Here is a 22638-nt window from a genome sequence, read left to right on the forward strand (position 1 = left end):
GGAGCACATCGTATCGGCACTAAATAAAATGCGGTATTATCCCCTAAGATAGAGGATACGACAACTAGAGATCTTCACTTTTTTGTGTCTAAAACCAATCTGCTAGCAGCGGAATATCCTGACAAAATCAGTTCCCCCGCAATTTGATTCCCAGTAATTTTATTTTGCGGTACAAATGGGTTCGCTCCAATCCGGCCCGCTCGGCAACCCGTGTCATGTTGCCGCTTTCTTGATCGATCAATCGCTCAAAATAAGTTTTCTCAAACAGGTCGCGCGCTTCGCGCAACGAAAGATCGAGGGGAATCTCCGGAGCAACCGATGTCGAAGTCGATTCCGGAAAAGCCATCGCTTGCTGCACGGCTTCAGCGGAAATCTCATCGCCGCTGCAAGTCAACGCTAAAGAATGCACCACGCCGGTCAATTGAGTCAGATTGCCAGGCCAGTCATAATTGCGCAAACAATTGAGCGCCGCAGTGCTGAATTGCAACGTGGATGGCGCTTCTCCCGATTCCGCGAAGCGCGACAAAATCTGATTAGCGAGTTCGGGAATATCCTCCCGATGCGCCCGCAATGCCGGAATGCCGATGCTGAGACTGCTCAATATTTCGTACAACTTGGGATGATAAGCGCCTTGCGCCGTCAACTCCGCCAGTGGTTGAGAGGTTGCGCAAACCAACCGGACGTTGTATTTCTGCAGCTTGCTCAGCAATAACAACAAACCTTTTTGCGCCAGTTTGCTGATTTCACCGACATCCTTCAGAAACAACAAACCATCGCGCGCAAGCTCGAGCAATTGCAGCGGCGATTCGGCCAATACCGTCAGCGTCTCGGGCTCCACCCAGGGCGTATTGGGACGGTGCATGAAACGCGCACAGATTTCCGCGCCGGCGCCCGGCTCGCCCATCAACAACAGTGGCGTTTTCAGATTCGCCACTTGTTCCAATTTCTTTCTGAGATCGCTGATCAATGCGCCCTTGCCCAGCGAAACCAGCGAAAGCGCCGATTGCTGCTTGTTTTGCCCGCCACGCAAAGCCTTGCTCACGGTGCTGAGTAATTTTTGCAACGGTATCGGCTTTTCCAGATAACCGAAGGCACCGATGCGCGTAGCCTCCACCGCCGTATCAATCGTGCCGTGCCCGGACATCATGATCACCGGCATCGTCAGCAGACCGTTACTGGCCCATTCTTTCAGCAAAGTAATGCCATCCGTATCCGGCATCCAAATATCCAGCAGCACCAGATCGGGGCGCGTTTGCGCACGCCAGATTCGCGCCTGCTCGGCATTCTCCGCCAGCGCCACCCGATAACCTTCGTCTCGCAAAATTTCGGACAGCAATTCGCGTATGCCAATTTCGTCATCGACAATCAGTATTGTATTGTTCGTTATCATTTAGCATTCTCTCCACGACCGGAATCTAATCAGCTTGGTTACAACTGTCAAATTTCCCGGTCAACTATGAATTTCAAGTTTTTTGATTGACGAATACCCTGGTAACAAAGATTCCGTATATCTTTTCTGCCGTTACCGATTATTATGCGATGAATTCAATACCGGCCGGTCATGTTCCGCGGCCGCACTCTTTTCCACCGCCGGCAGAATAATTGAAATTTGCGCGCCATGCGGTTTGATATTTTCGACATGGATGATGCCTTCGTGCTCTTCCACAATTTTTTTCACAATCGGCAATCCCAGTCCGGTTCCTTTCGGCTTAGTCGTAACGTAGGGCTCAAAAACCCGGGCTCTGATCTCATCCGAGAAACCGCAACCGTTATCACGCACACTGAATTGAACGCCACCGTGCACCTTCTCGGTTTTCACTTCGATCACGGGCTCCGGGGTGTCAATCAAGGCATCTTGTGCATTCTGCAGCAAATTATGCAGCACTTGGCGCAATTGCGCCGAATCGCCCCTGATCAGCGGCAAATCATGCGCCAATATCTGCTGGATGTGCGCATGCACATGCTGGTTATTTTCAGCCGCCATATTCGCTGTTTCATAAAGCGACAATACTTCGCGCACCAACCGGTTCAAGTCCAGCTGACGCAATTCCATTTCGGGAATGCGCGCGTACTGATTAAATTCATTCACCATTTTTTTCAGCGCTTCCACCTGATCGACAATGGTTTCAATTGAGCGCCGCAAAAACTTGGCGTCTTCCTCGCTCAGCTTATTGATCAATTTGTGCTGCACGCGCTCGGCCGAGAGCTGAATAGGCGTCAGCGGATTCTTAATTTCATGCGCCAGGCGGCGCGCAACCTCACCCCAAGCAACCGCGCGCTGCACTTGCAGTAGATTGGTAATGTCGTCAAAAACCACCACGCCGCCGCCACCCGACAACCTGGGCAGGCGCGTTCCGCGGAGCAATAAAACCTGATTGCGACCGTCGTCCGAACGCGTCAATTGGCGCTGCCAAACGCCACTTTCACCGGAATTAAAACCCGCCTTGATCTCGGTGATCAAGGCATTCAGTTGCGGCTCATTGTGCACGCAACCCTCGATAATCGAGCCGTCCAGACTGATCAGCGGTATTTGCAGTATCTGCTCCGCGCTGCGGTTTGCCTTGGACAACACCAGCTGATCGTCGAACACCAACACACCCGACGACAAATTCGCCAGGATACTTTCCAAGTGCGCGCGCGCGCTCTCGACCGCCCGCTGATTATGCTGCGCAGCTGCCTGCGCTTCTTCCAGCTGTTGCGTCATCAAATTGAAGGATTCGGTCAGAACGCCCAGCTCATCGCTACTCTGCACCAGATGGCGGCGGCTGTAGTCGCCTTGCGCAATCGCGCGCGTACCCTCCGCCAGCATGCCCAAGGGTGCGCTCAGCTTTTCACTGAGCAATGAGGCTGTCGCCAAAGCCGAAAACAACGATAACAGCAACGCCAACGTCAAAGTGACGCTATACAACCGGGTCAATCCGTGACGCGACAAGGAAAGCTCCTGATAATCCTGATAACCCGCTTGCACCCGCTCGGCGTCCTTTGCCAATTGCAGCGGAACCGGCTGCAGCAGCTGCAATATCCGGATGTCCTCTTTCAAACTCAATACGTTGACAGGTGCAACCACACGCAAATACAAACCCTTGTCGGCAATCGACTCGATTGCGCCGTAAGCTTTCTGCATGCGGATATAGCGCATCACAACCGCGTTCGGTATCCCAGGAAATAACGCCAGGTTGCTCTCGCTGGAAAATGCGATCACCTTGCCATCTTGATTAAACAAAGTCGCCTCTTCCACCTGAGATTGCAACAACAATTCATTAAGCACCAACAAAGGCGGATTGGCGGGATCGGATAGAATCAGCGCGGTCGCTTGCGCTTTCCGCTGCAATTCCTCCAGCAGGTTATCCAGCATGGTGTGCCCCAGATTCAATCCGCCTTCCAGTGCCCGATCCACTTTCACATCGAACCAGGATTCAATGCTCTTCTCGAGAAACTGCACCGATACGGCATACACCAAAACACCGGGCAGTGTCGCCATCAGGGAAAAAACCAGCATTAAACGCAGCGCCAGCCTGGACCCGAAAACCCCCGATTTGAGGCGGCGCCTGAAGCGCCACAACAAAAAACCCAGGATCGCCATGAGAAATACGACGAAGGCGATATTGATGCCCAGCAATAAGCGGTATTTTCGTTCAAAAAATTCGGTATTGGCGCCCGCGGTAGCCAACAGAAAAAGCATCACCGCTCCGACACCGGCGCCGACAATGAGCACGTATTTCATCAATGGCCTTTAATCCGCACCGGCTCCTCCGGCGTGGGCAGCTTCATGCGCCATTCCAGCTTGTCCGAACTCAAATCCCATTGACTGGAGCCGATGGTCTCAACCTGGAACGGTTTGGGCATACGCGTCAGATCCAGCCACACTCGAACTGACGCCACATAATCAGCATCCGGTTTCAATTCGGATTTAACGGTCAACGGTAGATCGCGGATCCGTCCCAGCGCTTGCAATGCTTCCTTTAGTGAATAGTAACTTTGCGAAAATACAGGATGATTCAGATGATATTGCCGGGTTAGCGCATAATAGCGCAAACCGACCACAAACTTGCTACGCGCCACTTCATCATTCAGCTTATACCAGCGTGCATCGAACAAGCTGAATTTGGTGACAAAATACAGCACAATACCTTTCTCGAGCGCCTGCTCCAGCGTATCGTTGAGCGCAATCTCCGAGTCCATGCTGATTTCATAACCTCTCTCAGCCGCCGTCAGATTGACGGACTTTATCTGAATGCCGGCCGCCTGAACAGTCGCCGCCGGCAACAGCAAAATCAATAACAAAACGATCAGATTAAAGAATGGCGGCTTTACTCGGCGGACGTGCGGGTCAGGCTTTTTGCAATAAAGCATAGAAGAAGCCATCGTGTTGAACAGCAGGTAACAGTTGTCCCTCATACATTGACATTGCCGTAGCCGGAAGCGGCAATGATTGCGCTTCCGGATGGTGTTTAAGAAATTTCTCTATCTGCATGGTATTTTCTTCAGCAAAAACTGAGCAACTCACATACAGCAACTTACCACCCTTACTCAAAATTTTCCACAACGCATGCAAAATCGCCTGTTGATTTTGCGCAAATTTAACCAAATCGCTTTCACGCCGCAACCATTTGATATCCGGATGGCGGCGCACCACGCCGGATGCCGAGCACGGCACATCAGCCAGAATTCGGTCATAGGGACGCCCGTCCCACCAGGTATCGGGATTCGCTGCATCACCGCATACCATTCTTTCCGCCGTCATGTTCAAGCGCTGCAGATTCTGTTGCACCCGCACCAGCCTCGCCGCGTCATTCTCCAGTATCGTCAGTGCCACATCGGCCAATTCCAGCACATGCGTGCTTTTCCCTCCCGGCGCCGCACAGGCGTCCAGCACCCGCATGCCGCCGTGTACATCCAGAAACGATGCCCCAAGCTGCGCGCCGGCGTCTTGCACTGTCACCCAACCCTCGGCAAAGCCGGGCAAATTCTCCACCGCAACCGGCTGACCCAATTGCAGCGCATCGGACTGTAACAATTCCGCTGTCATTCCATTGTCTGTCAATAAACCGCGGTAAGCTTCCACACTCATCTTGCGCCGGTTCACCCGCAACGTCATCGGCGGCCGTTTGTTACCGGCTTCCAGTACCGCACGAAATTTTTCCGGATATTGTTGGCGCAATTTATCGATCCACCATTGCGGATACGAATAACGCCCCTCTTCTTTCACCATCGCCTGTTGCAGCAAACTTTCGCGCTGCCGGATAAAATTACGCAACACGGCATTTACCAGCCCCTGCATTCCTTTACCCTGCGCCAAGGTGCGTGAAGCTGAAACGGCTTGATCCACCACCGTATGCGGAGATGACTTACTGTACTGCAATTGATACAAGCTGACCAACAGCAGATGATGCAGGTTTTTATCGCGTAACGCTTTTTTCAGCAGCAACCCAAGAATCGCTTGCAATTGACCGTAAAAACGCAGCACACCATAACTTAAATCCTGAATCGCCCCCCTTTGCTGTTTCGACAACACCGGATCGGCACGCCAGATTTCCTGCAGCACCTCGGTCAAACTTGATCCGGCCAATACCTTACCGATCGCGGAAGCCGCCGCCAGTTGCGTTTTAATCATGCGGCGCAGCGGAATGAAGCGCGCTCATAAAGCATTCACCCGGCTGTACCGGATTACCGGCCAGAAAATCCGCCACACTCATTTTCTTGCCGCCGGGCTTCTGCACCATTTCCAGCCGCAACAGACCCGAACCGCAGGCTGCCGTAATGCCTGCCTGGTCAACCGCAACGACTTCTCCCGGCTTTTCTGCCCTTCCTTCAATCGCCTTGGTTTGCCAGATCTTCAGCGCGGCATCCCGGAAATGCGTATAAGCACCCGGGTTCGGATTGAAGGCCCGCACGAGCCGGTCTATCTGTTGCGCACTTTGGCGCCAATCGATTTCCGCCTCGGTTTTGGTTATTTTGGCCGCATAACAGGCTTGCGCTCCATCTTGCGTTTCGGGAACTAGTTTTCCTTGAGGTTGTAATGCAAGTGCTTCAACAATGCTGCGCGCACCGAGCAAACCCAATTTATCGTGCAACGATTGCGTCGTATCCTGCGGCGTGATTTCCATGCTGTGCATGAGCAAAATACCGCCGGTATCCAGTCCGGCATCCATTTGCATGATGGTGATACCGGTTTCGCGATCGCCCGCCAGAATTGCACGCTGAATCGGCGCAGCGCCACGCCAGCGCGGCAATAACGAAGCGTGGATATTCAGACAACCCAGACGGGGAATATCGAGCACCGCCTGCGGCAAAATCAATCCATATGCCGCCACCACCATCACATCCGCATGCAGCGCTTGTAGCTGTTGTTGTATTTCGGCAGTTTTCAGGGTCAACGGCTGCAACAATGCCAGATGATGTTGTTCGGCAAGCAATTTAACGGCGCTGGCGGCTGCCTTCATGCCTCTGCCCGCAGGCCGGTCCGGTTGGGTCAGTACCATGACGATCTCATGACCGGCCCGAATCAGCTCATCCAGCGCCACAGCAGCAAACACCGGGGTTCCAGCAAATATAACTTTCATGCTAACGCATTGATCACTTTTTAATTAGTAATGGAGGGATTTGATTATATTGATGAGAATCGCGATTTTATCCAATCCGCGCGATACCGATCGCAGCTTGCTTCATATCGGCGCTGAACTACATAGTGCTGCGTTGTTTCTTTTTCAATCTTGCCAATGTGCGCGCTTGTTTAAGCCGTGACCAGTATTCCACAAACACTTTTCCCGCCAAATGATCCATTTCGTGCTGAATACACACCGCCAGTAAACCATCGGCATCCAGAACAAACGATTCGCCCTGGGCGTTCAAGGCTTTCACAGTTACAAACTCGGCACGTTGCACTTTCCCGTATATGCCGGGCACCGACAAGCAACCTTCTTCATAATCCGATAAGCCGTGACTGGCGATAATTTGCGGATTGATCAAAACCAGCAACTGATCGCGCGTCTCGGAGGTATCGATCACGATAATACGCTCGTGCACATCCACCTGCGTTGCCGCCAGCCCGATACCAGGCGCAGCGTACATCGTTTCGGCCATATCCTTTATCAGCAAACGGATTTCATCCGTGACTTGTGCGACTGGAACCGCTACAGTATGGAGCCTCTCATCTGGATATTGTAGTATTTTTAAAATAGCCATGAAAAAAATGTGTAGTTTAGTAAACCTAGCGCCGCATTTAGACCGTATCATTAAGCAATCATTCTGTATGCGTTATCACTGCCTTTGGGATCATCCATGCGAAAGCTTATTATAACTTTGATTTTAATTCCGAGCCTGCTTTCCATCACACCGATCAAAGCTGACGAGATAGCGCTGCGCGATGACTCACCCGATCGTCATGTAGTCGTGCCGGGCGATACGCTGTGGGGAATCGCTTCCCGGTTTCTTAAAGACCCTTGGCGCTGGCCGGAAATCTGGGAACTCAATCGCGTGCAGGTAAAAAATCCGCATAAGATTTACCCCGGCGACGTTGTCATCCTGGAAAAAACACTGCGCGGAGCCCGCCTACGCCTTTCCGAAGACGATGAATACGGCGTCAAAACCGTTAAATTATCGCCGAAAATCCGCACCGAACAATCGGGCACTTCGGCAATTCCCAGCATTCCGGCAGCCGCGATCGAACCTTTCCTGAGTCAACCGCTGATTATCGAAAAAAACGGCCTCGACAATGCGCCGTATATACTGGGCTCCAGCGAGGGCCGAGTCGCTTTGAGCACGGGCAATACCGCTTATGTCAGCGAACTGCCCAAGAACAAAGGCACAGCATGGCAAATTTTCCGCCCCGGCAAAGCACTGAAGGATCCGGATCAAAAAGATTCCGTTCTGGGTTATGAAGCGACTTACCTGGGAAACGCCAAAGTAACCGCTTTTGCGGATGTCAGCACGGTAATCATCACGCACGCATCGGAAGAAATTTTGAAAGGCGATCGCCTGGTTCCCGCGCCCGGCACCATCTTCAATAACTACGCGCCCCATGCACCGGATTTTTCGCTCAACGGACGGATCATTTCGGTTTATGGCGGCGTCACAGAAATCGGCAGAGGCGATATTGTCGCACTCAACAAGGGTGAACTGGATGGCTTGGAAATGGGTCATGTTCTAGCCATATACCGGAGAAGTCAAGTAAAGTCTCTGCAAGGACAGATGGTGCAATTGCCGGATGAGAGAACCGGGCTGGTATTCGTGTTCCGGGTCTTTGATAAAATAGCCTATGCGCTGGTGGTACAAAGCACACAATCCATCAAAGTATCGGACGCCGTCAAAACGCCCTGAAATTCATTCGTATCGTCATGAAACATGCACCGGATCTTGAAGCATGGCTGAGTCTTAATCTGATTGATGGCGTGGGTGGCGAATCCATCCGCAAGCTTTTGATCGCTTTTGGCAATCCTGCTGCCATTCTATCGGCACACCCCAGCGCATTGGAGCGCATCGTTAAAAAACCGCTCGCTCAACGCATCGCGCAAGGCGCTAACCGCGCTAAAATTGCCGCCGTGCTGCGATGGCTGGAGGATCCATTCAACGCCATCATCACCCTGGCAGATCCGGATTATCCCGCTCAATTACTCAATATTGACGCTCCGCCCCCGCTGCTGTATTTCAAAGGGCGCCGGGAACTTTTGCGACAGCCCGCCCTGGCGGTCGTCGGCAGCCGCAATGCCACGCCGCAAGGCTTATCGAATGCGGAAGCGTTCTCCGAAGCCGCCAGCAACGCCGGACTCTGCATCATCAGCGGCATGGCGCTGGGCATTGACACGGCCGCACATCACGGCGGCTTGCGCGGCTCCGCTGCCAGCATCGCCGTGGTCGGCACCGGATTGGACATCGTTTATCCGGCGAAAAATCACCCGCTTGCCCACAAATTGGCGAAAGAAGGCGCATTAATTTCCGAATTTCCGCTGGGTACCCCTGCTATCGGCAGGAACTTTCCGCGCAGAAATCGTATCATCAGCGGCATGAGTCACGGTTGCTTGGTGGTGGAAGCGGCATTGCAAAGCGGATCGCTCATCACCGCACGCCAAGCGCTGGAACAAGGGCGCGAAGTCATGGCGATCCCGGGTTCCATTCATTCACCGTTATCCAAAGGTTGCCATGCATTGATTAAACAAGGCGCCAAGCTGGTTGAAAATACGCAGGATATTTTGGATGAATTAAATTATTTAACCTTAGTCCAAAATGAGGAAATTGCCGCAAAAAAAGAATTGGTTGTTAAAAAAGGAACTGAAAACGTAATATTACTCAAACACCTAGGATATGATGCCGTTGATATCGATACGCTCTGCTCGCGCAGTGGCTTGACGGCTGAAGTTGTATCAGCCATGCTATTAACACTTGAGCTTGACGGCCATATCAGCAGTTTACCGGGAGGGTGTTATCAGCGAATTCAGTAATGCATGATGGCATTAACCAAAGGTACTAATCTGTAAATATACTCGCTTTCTTAAATACCATTATGTTCGATATACTCGTTTATTTATTTGAAAATTTTTTTGATTCAGGCAGTTATCCGGACTCTGCGACATTGACTCGCAAACTGACGATGGCCGGATTCGCCGATGAGGATATCAGCGAGACTTTAAACTGGCTCTCGGAACTCGAACGCCATGACATCGGCAGTTATCCGGCCAGTTTTGCCGAAAACGATTCTTTCCGCTGCTATACCGAATATGAAATGGAAAAAATCGATACGGAAGGGAGAGGGTTTATTTTCTTCCTGGAGCAGGCCGGCATCATTAACCCGTTACAACGTGAACTGTTGATCGATCGCGTGCTTGCGATGGATGAAAATTCATCGAGTCTGGAAAAAATCAAACTGATTGTTTTAACGGAGTTATGGATTCAAAACCAGCTTACGGATGATTCCATTCTTGAGAAATTGCTGATTGTCAGCGATTCTCATTACCGGCACTAAGCTCACTGTATTTTTTATTGAATCAGACTGAGTTAAAACAGCTACCGGAGCTAATTTTCTTTTACACGCATCAAATTCCGATCATGTTCGCACTTCTTACTCATTCTTCCAGTTTAGTAACGACACACCTATCCGGCAGTTCATTGCCGGATAATGATTTTTGTTTGGAGTTTAATGAGTAAATCACTGATTATCGCGGAAAAACCCTCTGTTGCAGCGGATATTGCCCGGGCATTGGGCGGTTTTACCAAGCATACCGATTATTTTGAGAACGACCAATACGTTGTATCTTCAGCGGTTGGTCATTTGCTTGAACTTGTCATCCCGGAAGAATTTGAAGTCAAGCGCGGCAAATGGAGTTTTGCCAATCTGCCGGTTATCCCGCCGCATTTCGATTTGAGTCCGATCGAAAAAACTTCCGCACGCCTGAAACTTCTCAGCAAGCTCATCAAGCGCAAAGATATCGAAACGCTGATCAACGCATGTGACGCGGGACGCGAAGGGGAATTGATTTTCTACTACATCCTGCGCCATGTCGGTTCCAGCAAGCCGGTTAAACGCCTGTGGCTGCAATCGATGACACCCGATGCCATCCGCGGAGGATTCACCCAGCTACTCGACAACTCGGCGGTACAATCGCTGGCCGAGGCAGCCGTCAGCCGTTCGGAATCGGATTGGCTGGTCGGCATTAACGGCACGCGCGCCATGACCGCCTTTAACTCCCAGGAGGGTGGATTCCACAAAACCACTGTGGGACGTGTGCAGACGCCGACATTGGCGATTCTGGTCGAACGCGAAGAAAAGATTAAAAAATTCCGTCCGCAAAATTACTGGGAAATCCATGCCACGTTTGCAACCGGTAGCGGCGACTATACCGGCAGATGGTTTGATGAAAAATTCAACAAGGATAAAGCCGCGCAGGAAGCGAAACCAGAGCGGCTGTGGGAACAAAAACAAGCCGAAGCCATCCGCAACAAATGCCAAGGAAAGCCCGGTCATGTCAGCGAAGAAAGCAAACCCAGCAAAGAAATCTGTCCGTTACTTTACGACTTGACCAGCTTGCAACGCGATGCCAACAGCCGCTTCGGCTTTTCCGCCAAAACGACGCTCGGTCTGGCGCAGGCGCTGTATGAAAAACATAAGGTACTGACGTATCCGCGCACGGATTCACGTGCACTACCGGAAGACTATATTGCGACCGTTAAAGATACTTTGCTCAATCTGGAAAATACCGGCTACGGACAATTTGCCCGGAAAATTCTGGCATCCGGCTGGGTAGTGCCGAACAAACGCATTTTCAACAACGCCAAAATTTCGGATCACTTTGCCATTATTCCGACGTCGTTGAATCCGTCCAAATTGAACGAAGCCGAGACGAAGCTGTACGATCTGGTTACCAAGCGTTTTCTAGCCATTTTCTTTCCTGCTGCTGAATTTCTGGTAACCACCCGCATTACCCGAGTTGAAAATGAGCCATTCAAAACCGAAGGCAAAGTCATGGTCAATCCGGGCTGGCGAGCGGTTTACGGCAAATCCGTCAAACCGGACGACGAGGAAGAAGATACAACGCTCGTAGCCATTACACCCGGCAAACCCGTCGCCACTGAGGAAATCGAGATCGTCGCCAATCAGACTCGCCCCCCAGCGCGGTTTAATGAAGCTACGCTCCTTTCTGCGATGGAAGGCGCGGGCAAGCTGGTGGAAGACGAAGAATTGCGCGCAGCGATGAACACCAAAGGATTGGGAACGCCAGCAACGCGCGCAGCGATTATCGAAGGATTGGTACTGGAAAATTATATCCAGCGCGTTGGCCGCGAACTACATCCAACGGCCAAAGCTTTTTCTTTAATCACGCTTCTGCGCGGTCTCAAGATCCCGGAATTGATCTCACCCGAATTAACCGGTAATTGGGAATTTCAGTTACGCCAGATTGAACAGGGCAATCTCAAACGCGCTGCGTTTATGGAAAAAATTGCCGACATGACGCGGCATATCGTGGAGCAAGCCAAAACACACCGCGGCGAAACCATCGCGGGAGATTTCTCGATACTCAAATCTCCATGTCCTAAATGCGGCGGCACCGTGCATGAAACCTATAAAAAATTTCAGTGCCAGAAATGTGATTTCGCGCTGTGGAAAATTTTAGCCGGCCGCCAATTCGAAGTAGAGGAAATGGAAACCCTCATCACGCAGCGTGAAGTCGGTCCGCTGCAGGGTTTTCGCAGCAAAATGGGACAACCGTTCAGCGCCATCATCAAATTAACCGATACGTTCGAAATGAAATTTGATTTTGGCAACAGCGACGAAAACCAGGAAGCCGTCGATTTCAGCGCTCAAACAGCCTTGGGCAAATGTCCGAAATGCAGTCATGCAGTGTACGAGCACGGTATGCAGTATGTGTGCGAGAAATCTGTCGGTGCTGACCGCACCTGCAATTTTAAAACCGGCAAAATCATTCTGGCACGCCCGATCGAACGGGAACAGATCACTAAATTGCTGGAAACCGGCAAAACAGACTTGCTGACAAAATTCATCTCGAAAAAAGGCAAGCCTTTTTCAGCCTACTTGGTCAGAAATGCGGATGGCAAGATTGGTTTCGAGTTTGAACAGAAAACGCCGAAGAAAACTACCGGAACGAGATCGAAAACCAAGCAAGCAAAAACTCAAGCAGCCGACAGCACTGCTTCATAATCCGGGCATCAGCACATGCCAATTGCCCGGACAACCGCTCAATAATCTCAATGAATTTATGTATTATAAAAATTTAGAACGTACTTGAGCACGCCGCTGGACCCCATGATAATCATGATAAGTCCGCCGACAATGGCCGCACCCTCCAGAATAATCGATGCGAATGCGCGCGCCGTATTTTCAAACTCTTCCTCTCCCAAATCATTCTTGCGTTTCTCTCTACGATTTTTTACCCATAATTGCAGCCAGACGGCAACCGGAATCATCAATAAAGAAAACATTAAAACAATTTCTGCATCTTGCATTCTTCAACCTCTTTTTATATGTGAAAGTGTCTTTTTGGTAAAAGGGATAGATTACCTTAAACAAGACGGTTTAATAAAGATTTTTCCAAAGACGGCAAATCAATCCTGGTAATTTCAATAGAATTCGCACTGTCTAAAAATCAATAATTTTAGCTTCGAGTATCGTTATCGGATATTATCTAGCAATTTTATCATTGCACGCATCATGAAATGGCTTGACCTTCCATTTGCGAAGAATGCTCAAGGCGCTGTGCGGTTGCCTGGATCAAAGAGCATTTCGAACCGGATTCTGTTACTGGCCGCTTTGGCGGAAGGTGTGACGGAAATTCATGATTTATTGGCTTCCGACGATACCGCCCGCATGCTGGATGCGCTGACCAAACTGGGCATTACCGTCACACAAACAGACAAAAATGATTACACGGTCACAGGCGGTCACGGTATCTTCCCAATCAAGGAAGTTGATTTATTTCTCGGCAATGCCGGCACCGCTTTCCGGCCTCTGGTGGCAGTATTGTCCTTAATGCAAGGACATTACCGGTTATCCGGCGTACCGCGCATGCACGAACGGCCCATTGCGGATTTGGTCGATGCTTTGCGGCAATTGGGCGCGGACATCCGTTATCTGGGCAATCCCGGTTTCCCGCCTTTGGAAATCAAACCAGCAGCATTGAGCGCGCCAGATGACATACAAAACGTCACAGTTAAAGGCGATGTTTCCAGTCAGTTTCTCACTGGATTACTCATGGCGCTGCCATTGAGCGAAAAACGATCCATTATCAATGTATCCGGCACGCTCATTTCGCAGCCTTATATCGAACTCACACTTGCTCAAATGCGCCGTTTTGGCGTGCAAGTCGAACACAGCGGCTGGCAGCAATTCGTGATACCGGCGCAACAAAAATACCGAAGCCCTGGCCGCATTTTTGTCGAGGGCGATGCATCTTCCGCCTCGTATTTCCTGGCGGCCGGCGCGATCGGACAAGGTCCGGTGCGCGTTCAAGGTGTAGGCCGCGACAGCGTGCAAGGGGATATTCGCTTTGCAGCCGCATTGGAATTAATGGGCGCGAAAATATCCATGGGCGACAACTGGATTGAAGCAAGTGCTGGCGCACGCAACGGCGAAGCCAAGTTACGCGCCATCGATCTGGATTGCAATCACATTCCAGATGCTGCCATGACTTTAGCCGTTACCGCATTATTCGCCGAAAGCCCCACCACACTGCGCAACATCGCCAGCTGGCGTCAAAAAGAAACCGATCGCCTCGCGGCGATGTCCACCGAATTGCGCAAACTGGGCGCAATCGTGGAAGAAGGTGCGGACTATTTGCGCATTACACCGCCCGCGCACGGCTTAATTCCAAATGCTGCGATCGATACTTATGACGACCACCGCATGGCCATGTGTTTCGCCCTGGCATCCTTGGGAGCACCGGTGCGCATTAACGATCCCGGTTGCGTCGCCAAAACATTTCCTGATTATTTTGAAAAATTTTCACAAATAATTCACCCTGAAATGAAATAATTTTCACCTCGTTCATTTAAATTAATCACAGCATCGTTTCATGAATACGAACAAGATCCCCGTCATCGCCATCGATGGTCCATCCGCGTCCGGCAAAGGTACCATCGCCCAATTGGTTGCCCGCAAGCTTGGGTTTCATTATCTCGACAGCGGCGCGCTTTATCGTTTGGTGGCTTTAAAAGCGATCCAACTGGATACGGATATGCAAAATTCCGGTCAACTTGCGGAAATTGCCAGAAATTTGAATGTTTTTTTCAAGGACGAGCAAATTTACCTGGACGGTAAAATCGTTACGGATGATATTCGTACCGAACAATGCGGCATCATGGCTTCCCAACTGGCTGCGTATGCGCAGGTGCGTGCAGCCCTTACCGAGCGTCAACGCGCATTCCGCCAACCGCCTGGACTGGTCACGGATGGACGGGATATGGGATCCGTTATCTTTCCCGATGCCGATCTGAAAATTTATTTAACCGCCAGTGCCGAAGAGCGCGCGCAAAGGCGGCATAAACAGTTGATAGAGAAAGGAATGAGTGCTAATATCGCCAACTTATTGCAGGATATCCGGAAACGGGATGAACGCGACAGTAATCGCAGTATCGCGCCTCTGCAACAAGGGACTGATGCCAAACTACTGGATACGACTTCATTGACCATATCCCAGGCGCAAGATACCGTTCTCTCCTGGTATAATGACATCTTTGCAAAAACCCGCGTTTGAACACGAAATCCAGCCGCTTTTCTTAACATTCCCATGCAGAAAGGAAAATGGAGTAACCGTTTCGAACATTTTTTATTAACCAACCCAGTCCGCAGGATACTCATCCAGACGGAATGACACATCAGGTATTTTTATAATGACTAAAGCTTCCACTGCAAACCAAAAATCTCCCGAAAGTTTTGCCGCACTCTTTGAAGAAAGCCTTGCGCGCCAAGAAATGCGCGTAGGTGAAGTAATTACCGCCGAAGTGGTCCGTGTCGACTACAACATCGTGATCGTCAACGCCGGCCTCAAATCCGAAAGTTTTATTCCCGTTGAAGAATTTAAAAACGATCGCGGTGAAATCGAAGTTAAGCCGGGAGATTTTATCAGTGTTGCCATCGAATCTCTGGAAGACGGCTATGGAGAAACCCGGCTCTCCCGCGATAAAGCTAAGCGTCTGACCGCCTGGCATGATCTGGAAGAAGCAATGGAAAGCGGTAAGATCGTAGTCGGCATGGTGAACGGCAAAGTAAAAGGCGGTTTGACCGCCATGATCAACGGCATTCGCGCGTTTCTTCCCGGTTCGCTGGTCGATATTCGTCCGGTCAAAGACACCACCCCCTACGAAAACAGGGAAATGGAATTCAAAGTTATTAAGCTGGATCGTAAGCGCAATAACGTGGTGGTATCCCGCCGCGCAGTACTGGAAGCAACCCAAGGTGCGGATCGCGAAACCTTGCTGTCCAATTTGCAGGAAGGTTCGATCGTTCACGGCATCGTTAAGAATATCACCGACTACGGCGCATTCGTCGACCTGGGTGGCATAGACGGCCTGTTGCATATTACCGATCTGGCATGGCGTCGCGTTAAGCATCCATCCGAAGTCGTCAATATCGGCGATGAAGTTACCGCCAAGGTTCTCAAATTCGATCAGGAAAAAAATCGCGTTTCACTGGGCATGAAACAGTTGAGTGAAGATCCGTGGGTTGGTTTGTCGCGGCGTTATCCGGCGCGTACCCGTTTGTTCGGTAAAGTCACCAATTTGACCGATTACGGCGCATTCATTGAAATTGAACAAGGCATCGAAGGTTTGGTGCACGTCTCCGAAATGGATTGGACCAACAAGAATGTTTATCCTTCCAAAATTGTGCAATTAGGCGACGAAGTTGAAGTCATGATTCTTGAAATCGATGAAGAACGCCGTCGCATATCGCTTGGCATGAAACAGTGCCAGACCAATCCGTGGGAAGAATTTGCCGCCAATCATGAAAAAAACGACAAAGTTCGAGGCCAAATCAAGTCGATCACCGACTTTGGCGTATTTATCGGCTTGCCTGGCAATATCGACGGCCTGGTGCATTTGTCCGATCTATCCTGGAATCAGCCTGGCGAAGAAGCCGTGCTGAATTACAAGAAAGGCGATGAAGTTGAAGCTATTATCCTTTCCATCGATGTCGAACGCGAACGTATTTCACTCGGCATCAAGCAAATGGAAGGCGATCCATTCACCAGTTTTGTCGCAGAACACGATAAAAACAGCATTATCGAAGGCACGGTAAAATCCATTGACGCCAAGGGCGCCGTCATTGCCTTAACCAACGATGTGGAAGGTTATTTACGTGCTTCCGAAGTTTCGCGCGATCGCGTCGAAGACATTCGCACACATTTGAAAGAAGGCGATAAGGTCGAAACCATGATTATCAACATTGACCGCAAAAATCGCTCCATCAATCTTTCCATTAAGGCCAAAGATAAATCGGATGAATCTACCGCTATGCAAAAAATCAAAGCACCTGCCAACGCTGGCACCACCAGCCTGGGCGCTTTGCTGAAAGCGAAAATGGATAGCAAGAACACCGAGCAATAAGGAAAATTCATGACGAAATCTGAATTAATTACCCGGCTTGCGGCGCGTTTTCCGCAACTGGTAACCAAAGATGCCGAGCTCTCAGTCAAGATGATTATCGATGCCATGGCGAAAAGCCTGGCAAAAGGTCAACGTATTGAAATTCGCGGGTTTGGCAGCTTTGACTTGAATTACAGACCGCCACGGATCGGGCGTAACCCGAAATCAGGAGAAAAAGTCAAAGTGCCCGAGAAATATGTTCCGCATTTCAAAGCAGGTAAGGAAATGCGTGAGCGTGTTGATTACAAGGAAAAGAAATAAAATGCAGAAGAGTGCTTCAGAATCTTTGAAGCACTCTTTCCTATTCTCAAAAGCACAACTGATTACCCGTGAATTAGCAATTGTGAATTAATTTGTTTTATTAGTTTAAATAATTACAATCTATCAACTCGTAGGCGACTTATCATGATGAATCTAATTAATTGGCTTTTGCGCATCGCTGTCTTTGTTGTTCTCGCCGTATTCGCCTCAAAAAACTCTCAACCTGTTACGCTTCAATATTATCTGGATCAATCTATAGAGATCCCCTTTAGCGTGGCCCTGTTGATTTTCTTTGCACTAGGCGCTCTCATTACCGCTATATTTGTCCGCTGCCGCTGCAATTCCAGCGAATAAACCACCTTTATTGTCCATGCACGACCCTCGCATTATTGTGGCGCTGGATTTTTCTAGCGCCGAGGATGCACTACTTTTATCCAGAAAACTCAGGCCTCATTTATGCCGACTGAAAGTCGGCAAAGAGCTTTTCACTGCGGCTGGTCCGCAGCTGATCGAACAGCTGATGGCTTTGGATTTTGAAGTTTTTCTCGATCTTAAATTTCACGACATTCCTAATACCGTCGCCAGCGCTTGCAAGGCCGCTGCCAGTCTCGGCGTGTGGATGATCAATGTACATGCATTGGGCGGGCGGAAAATGCTGGCTGCAGCACGTGATGCGATTCCACAAGGATCAACCAAACTGATCGCCGTTACTTTGCTGACCAGCATGGATCAAAACGACATTGCAGATATCGGATTACAAGGAGAACCGGAACAAATTGTTGCGCGCTTGGCAAAATTGACCAAAGATTGCGGATTGGATGGCGTGGTCTGTTCAGCGCTGGAAGCGGCCAATTTACGACAACAATTCGGCATTGATTTCTGTCTGGTCACACCGGGTATCCGTCCGGCTGATGGTCAAGCTAACGACCAAAAAAGAATTACCACACCGCAGCAAGCTATGCGTAATGGCGCCAGTTATCTGGTCATCGGACGGCCGATTACGCAAGCCAGCGATCCACTTCTCATGTGTCAACGATTGAATGCAGAAATTGCCGATGCAGGCTAGAATCCATTTCCGGGTTTCCGGGTTTCCTGCTTTTCGATCTTCGCTACTGCTTCCTTACCACAATGATGTCGCGACAAAGACTAGACAACTTGCAACGCTTTCAGAATGGGCAACTGTTTTTCCAAGAACGCTTTGGCCTGTTCGGTCAGTTCGGTGATATTCTCCGCATCGGTTTCCAGTCTTTTACCTTCTTTAATCACTTTCTGCCCTAGCGCGGAAACTATTTGCCAAGTAAATTGCGCAATATCTCCCGGTTGCTTCAATTCTTTTCCCAATCCTACTAAAAAGAGCTGTTGAATACGGCCGACTGCTACACCGCCGCCGGTGACGGGGCTTGCCAAATAAGAAATTTCTCCGCTGCTGCTCGCCTTGCGTAGAATAAAGCTATTCAGTTTTTCAGTTTGTTTCCTCGCTTTGACAATGACATTTTCTTCTTGCGCCAAAGCCAACTGACCTGAACCAATGAGAAACATCGCCGACTGGATAATCTGCGGCAGCGTAATGCCTTTGTCCTTCACCGCCTGTTCTATTTGTCCTAGAGTTCTGACTTTATGATCCGCCAAATAATCCAAGATAGGAACGTAAATCGGTTCGCTAAACGTCGCTGTACCGAGTATACCCGTTGCTTTTAATTCCGCATCGGTGCGCCGCACGGTCAGAACAACCCGGATAACGCGTGACCGATCCATTTGTTCTACGGCTGACAACTTGCATAACCCCTTACCCCAGTAATCGCGGCGGAATTGCTGATTCACGATAAAATCCCGCACACTTTCGCGGAATGTTATGTCGGGAATCCCGTTCAAGAACACTTGCTGCTCGTTTGATAAGTTGATGATATCCAAATGGTCCGATTGATGCGCTGAGCACGCATAATTCAGCTTTGCCGGTGCCAGCCAATCCTGCATGGCCGAAAAATAGATGGGATGCCAATCGCGATTGAAATATTCATGCGCCAAATAATGCCTGTTCTGCTCTTTCAGCTTTTTCATCCGCTCCGGAATAAGCGGATTAACCCGATAGAATCCCGGATTTACCGTCTGCAATTTTTCCGTGAAATCCAATGCGCCGTTAATGCGATTGATGATGCCATGTCCCTCCGCCCCAAAAATTCTGGCATGCTCGGTCATTAGATGCCGCATGGGCGCAAACGATGACCAACCTGGAAAAGTGTTGTAACTGATATAAAGTACCCCGCCGACTTTCAGTTTGCGGCGAATGAAATCCACGATAACCGCACGATTTTCATCACTGATCCAGCTCCAGATACCATGCACGCCGATAAAATCAAAATCCGGCAAATCGGAGCGCGTGGCAAAGCTTTCAAAGCTATCGTCATATAACTTTGCACCAGAACCACACACATCCGCCATTTCTTGCGCGAAAGCTGCTTGCGTGGGATTGAAATCAGTGCCATACCACTCTATGGAAGATGCAGCAGCGTGAAAATTGACACTCGCTCCTTGACCGAAACCCAATTCGCAAGCAGCTCCTACTTCCGGATATTTCAAACCGGCAAACGTCAGAATTTGCTTGATTCTCAGTGGATTTAACTCGGAATAATAACCATAGGTATAGCCTATATCTGCTACATATCCACTAGTCCAGTCGTTCATAACATTAATTTTTAATATACGATGGTAGAGAGGCTAGATACGCTAGATACATTGCTGAGATCTATTAATTTTATTTCTAGCTCCTGAACTCTTGGCAATTCTGGCCACATGCACCTTAGATACATGTACACAAAAAAACAAAGGCCAAATCAATTCTGATTTGGCCTTTGCAGTTACAAACTTATGACTGCTAAGTTCGTTTTTTTCTTATACAACTGTAAATACCAGGGTATCGGTAGACGCGTTGTAAATCAACGTATCGTCGGTGCCTGTACCGGTAATGGTCAGTTGATAGTCATCTGCTGCAGTGTAAGAACCGTCACCATTGATATCGATTTGCAGCGTCATAACACCGCCAGCTTCTGCTGCTGCGATATTTGTGGTTGCACTGATTGTTGTACCATGAACATTGATGTTTGCACCTGTTGCCGATAACAATGTGCTTCCACTCTTCAGCAGTCCTTCCAAAGCCGCTGTGAAGTTGATCGTTACAGTATCGCCTGCTGCTGCACCAGCTAGTGTAAGCGTTGAAGAATCGCCTGCCTTGATATCGCCTGCATTTAACGCGGTTGCTGTATATATCATTGTGTGAGCTGCAGTACCGCCACCTGTTGCTAATAAGGTGTCTGAACCGCCGCCTGTATACAATGTTGATGTCAGTGTGGCCGCATTATCAATATCGATGGTATCGTTCTTACCAGTACCTTTAGCCAACAGCGATGTGATGGCCGATGCATCGGTGTCGATAGTTACTGCTGCATCATTAGTCAATCCTGACGCATCAACTTCGGTAGGATTCGTTCCGGTTGCCGTTGCAAAATTCAATGCTTCGTCGCCTGTGATAACCACTTTCTCGACATCGGTTGCAGTCAGAATTACTGAGTTTTCTTCTGCACCACCTACGGTTTTGGTTGAAGAACCATCACCGATCGATTTCAAGTTAATTACGTCGGCATTTGCAAACACCAGTGAGGTAACATCAATACCAGTACCGCTCTTAGTAACGCTGTTATCCAACGAAATCGTTGTAGTATCGCTGGTACCGCCTGATACGAAATCAATTGCGGTCAATGTCAGTGTGGTTGGCGCTGCACCGTTAATAGTAATATTACCCGTCGTAGCAGCGTTGATGTTTGATACGGTTGCTGCGCCACCGGTCTCGCTGATAACCAGGCCGGTAAGGGTATTTTTAGCACCGATAATTGCCAAATTGTAGGTTGTCGCATCAGCACCAGCCGCTTCAAACGTTTCGAATCCTGAAATACCAATTACTTCCGCTGCTGTATCCACTGTGTCAGCATCGGAAACGCTCAAGGTGTCAGTGCCGTCGCCGCCGGTCAGAACATCTTTAGCATCGATTGTTGCACCCATTACAATCTTGTCGTCACCTTTGCCGCCAGTGAAGGTCAAGTCAGAAGCAGCTACTGCGGTTGGACCAACTGTCACGTTACCTGTTGCTGTACTCGCATCGATTTTGGTAACTGTTGCTATACCTGATGTATCCAAACTGAGGTTCTTATCGCCAGCTATATTGATCGTAGCAAGCTTACCACCCGCATTCGTTAATGTGACATAACTATCATTTCCTGAAGCGGTTGTATTCAATGTGGTCAATGCCGTTCCCGTCAATGCTACAGTCGCATTACCGCCGGTTTTGTTGCCTGCTTTATCCAATGTCAATCCCAAGCTTGTCGGTGTATTACCGGCAATAGTAGCAGTTGTACCAGACGCTTGATTCGTCAGTTTGACGGCTTGATCAGCGCCAACAGTCACTGTGTTTGTGCCAAAGGTATCCAGCTCGATCGATTTCACATCCGATTTCGTTGAGTAATCAATACCAGCACCCGGAGTGTTGTAATACACCTGCTCAATACCGGAGAGATTTGGAACAATGGCCGTTCCAAACATTCTCAACGTATCGGTACCGTTACCGCCAACCAGCGTATCACCCGCACTTGCCGAAGTACCATCACCAATAAAAATATCGTTCTTGGAAGTACCGGTGATATTGTCCGTTGTATTGGTCAGCGTAAATGTTTGACCGACCTCACCAGGATCACCGCCAGGATTAGCGATTTTTGCTGCTTCTTCGGCAGTATAAGGATGATCTCCTGTCACTGGACTCAATACGCTTTGCAAAGTATCTAAGTTAGTGGTAGAAGCTGTTTTAGAATAAGCAGCCGCCACCAACACCTTGTTTTCCAGCAATGTTTTTGCTGTCGCAAACGCGGTATCAGTGGTAGTTGTCAGAAATGATGCTGCATCAAAAACAATTTTACCGAATCCGACACCGTTGGTAAGTTGTTCAGTAAAGTACGCTTTTGCTTGAGAACCCGCGCTGGCAGGATCGCTATCAGCAGTCACACCGAAGTTTTTCATCAGAACGTCGACTTGATCATCAACCGTAACTTTACCGGCCAGAACTCCAGTCGTGAATACTGGACTAGCAGCCAAAGTATCGGCCAATTGGCTTGTGGTCATTCCACCTTCAACCAGACCTGCCAATTCAGACAAATAGACACCGCCCGGTGCCGCATTAAACAAACCTGCAACAACCTTCAAAATTTCAGTTTGCTGTGTACTCGATATAGCCATGGGAGCTCCCTT

The 22638-nt window shown here is 49.5% G+C and carries 19 protein-coding genes; 10 read left to right on the plus strand and 9 right to left on the minus strand.

Annotated elements, in window-relative coordinates:
- Positions 1–127 precede the first annotated feature (127 nt).
- From HRU77_06850 to def, 6 genes are all read right to left on the minus strand, one after another.
- Positions 128–1390: a sigma-54-dependent Fis family transcriptional regulator gene (locus HRU77_06850; GenBank protein ID QOJ20436.1), complete on the minus strand. Its 1263-nt coding sequence runs from the start codon at positions 1388–1390 to the stop codon at positions 128–130.
- A gap of 132 nt (positions 1391–1522) precedes the next feature.
- Positions 1523–3724 carry a HAMP domain-containing protein gene (locus HRU77_06855; protein QOJ20437.1) on the minus strand — a complete coding sequence of 734 codons (2202 nt, stop codon included), beginning with the start codon at positions 3722–3724 and terminating at the stop codon, positions 1523–1525.
- The gene (locus tag HRU77_06860; GenBank protein QOJ20438.1) at positions 3724–4353 is read right to left on the minus strand and encodes a DUF4390 domain-containing protein; all 630 of its coding nucleotides are present in this window, start codon (positions 4351–4353) and stop codon (positions 3724–3726) included. The genes HRU77_06855 and HRU77_06860 overlap by 1 nt, the downstream gene beginning before the upstream one ends.
- Positions 4331–5614: a 16S rRNA (cytosine(967)-C(5))-methyltransferase RsmB gene (rsmB, locus tag HRU77_06865; protein ID QOJ20439.1), complete on the minus strand. Its 1284-nt coding sequence runs from the start codon at positions 5612–5614 to the stop codon at positions 4331–4333. Before rsmB ends, HRU77_06860 begins: the two co-directional genes overlap by 23 nt.
- Positions 5607–6563 carry a methionyl-tRNA formyltransferase gene (locus HRU77_06870; GenBank protein QOJ20440.1) on the minus strand — a complete coding sequence of 319 codons (957 nt, stop codon included), beginning with the start codon at positions 6561–6563 and terminating at the stop codon, positions 5607–5609. Before HRU77_06870 ends, rsmB begins: the two co-directional genes overlap by 8 nt.
- Before the next feature lie 118 nt (positions 6564–6681).
- The gene (def, locus tag HRU77_06875; protein QOJ20441.1) at positions 6682–7185 is read right to left on the minus strand and encodes a peptide deformylase; all 504 of its coding nucleotides are present in this window, start codon (positions 7183–7185) and stop codon (positions 6682–6684) included.
- A gap of 96 nt (positions 7186–7281) precedes the next feature.
- Between def and HRU77_06880 the strand changes: the two genes are divergently transcribed.
- The 4 genes from HRU77_06880 to HRU77_06895 all read left to right on the plus strand — a co-directional run bounded on the left by HRU77_06880 (position 7282) and on the right by HRU77_06895 (position 12649).
- Positions 7282–8319, plus strand: a complete 1038-nt coding sequence (locus HRU77_06880; GenBank protein QOJ20442.1) for a LysM peptidoglycan-binding domain-containing protein — start codon at positions 7282–7284, stop codon at positions 8317–8319.
- A 17-nt stretch (positions 8320–8336) separates the two neighbouring features.
- Positions 8337–9437 (plus strand): DNA-protecting protein DprA, encoded by a 1101-nt coding sequence (dprA, locus tag HRU77_06885; protein ID QOJ20443.1) that lies wholly within the window; start codon positions 8337–8339, stop codon positions 9435–9437.
- Positions 9438–9499: 62 nt separating this feature from the next.
- On the plus strand, positions 9500–9958 hold the full coding sequence (locus HRU77_06890) for a DUF494 domain-containing protein (GenBank protein QOJ20444.1): 459 nt from the start codon (positions 9500–9502) through the stop codon (positions 9956–9958).
- Positions 9959–10132: 174 nt separating this feature from the next.
- The gene (locus tag HRU77_06895; GenBank protein QOJ20445.1) at positions 10133–12649 is read left to right on the plus strand and encodes a DNA topoisomerase III; all 2517 of its coding nucleotides are present in this window, start codon (positions 10133–10135) and stop codon (positions 12647–12649) included.
- A gap of 56 nt (positions 12650–12705) precedes the next feature.
- Here the strand turns inward: HRU77_06895 and HRU77_06900 are convergent, their stop codons facing one another.
- Positions 12706–12954, minus strand: coding sequence for a hypothetical protein (locus HRU77_06900; protein QOJ20446.1), 249 nt, complete (start codon positions 12952–12954; stop codon positions 12706–12708).
- Between the two features lie 205 nt (positions 12955–13159).
- Between HRU77_06900 and aroA the strand changes: the two genes are divergently transcribed.
- From aroA to pyrF, 6 genes are all read left to right on the plus strand, one after another.
- Positions 13160–14479 (plus strand): 3-phosphoshikimate 1-carboxyvinyltransferase, encoded by a 1320-nt coding sequence (aroA, locus tag HRU77_06905; protein QOJ20447.1) that lies wholly within the window; start codon positions 13160–13162, stop codon positions 14477–14479.
- A 40-nt stretch (positions 14480–14519) separates the two neighbouring features.
- Positions 14520–15200, plus strand: a complete 681-nt coding sequence (locus HRU77_06910) for a (d)CMP kinase (GenBank protein QOJ20448.1) — start codon at positions 14520–14522, stop codon at positions 15198–15200.
- A gap of 136 nt (positions 15201–15336) precedes the next feature.
- A complete protein-coding gene (gene rpsA / locus HRU77_06915) occupies positions 15337–17049 on the plus strand; it encodes a 30S ribosomal protein S1 (protein QOJ20449.1) in 1713 nt (570 codons plus the stop codon).
- Between the two features lie 9 nt (positions 17050–17058).
- The gene (locus HRU77_06920; GenBank protein ID QOJ20450.1) at positions 17059–17349 is read left to right on the plus strand and encodes an integration host factor subunit beta; all 291 of its coding nucleotides are present in this window, start codon (positions 17059–17061) and stop codon (positions 17347–17349) included.
- A 144-nt stretch (positions 17350–17493) separates the two neighbouring features.
- Positions 17494–17703 (plus strand): LapA family protein, encoded by a 210-nt coding sequence (locus tag HRU77_06925; GenBank protein QOJ20451.1) that lies wholly within the window; start codon positions 17494–17496, stop codon positions 17701–17703.
- A 16-nt stretch (positions 17704–17719) separates the two neighbouring features.
- Positions 17720–18415, plus strand: a complete 696-nt coding sequence (gene pyrF, locus HRU77_06930) for an orotidine-5'-phosphate decarboxylase (GenBank protein QOJ20452.1) — start codon at positions 17720–17722, stop codon at positions 18413–18415.
- A gap of 80 nt (positions 18416–18495) precedes the next feature.
- On the opposite strand, the gene HRU77_06935 is transcribed toward pyrF, so the two are convergent.
- Both HRU77_06935 and HRU77_06940 read right to left on the minus strand, forming a co-directional pair.
- A complete protein-coding gene (locus HRU77_06935; protein QOJ20453.1) occupies positions 18496–20031 on the minus strand; it encodes a methyltransferase regulatory domain-containing protein in 1536 nt (511 codons plus the stop codon).
- Positions 20032–20238: 207 nt separating this feature from the next.
- Positions 20239–22626, minus strand: a complete 2388-nt coding sequence (locus HRU77_06940) for a hypothetical protein (protein ID QOJ20454.1) — start codon at positions 22624–22626, stop codon at positions 20239–20241.
- Positions 22627–22638 lie beyond the last annotated feature (12 nt).

The sequence above is a fragment of the Gammaproteobacteria bacterium genome (genome assembly GCA_015709615.1).
Lineage (GTDB): Bacteria > Pseudomonadota > Gammaproteobacteria > Burkholderiales > Nitrosomonadaceae > Nitrosomonas.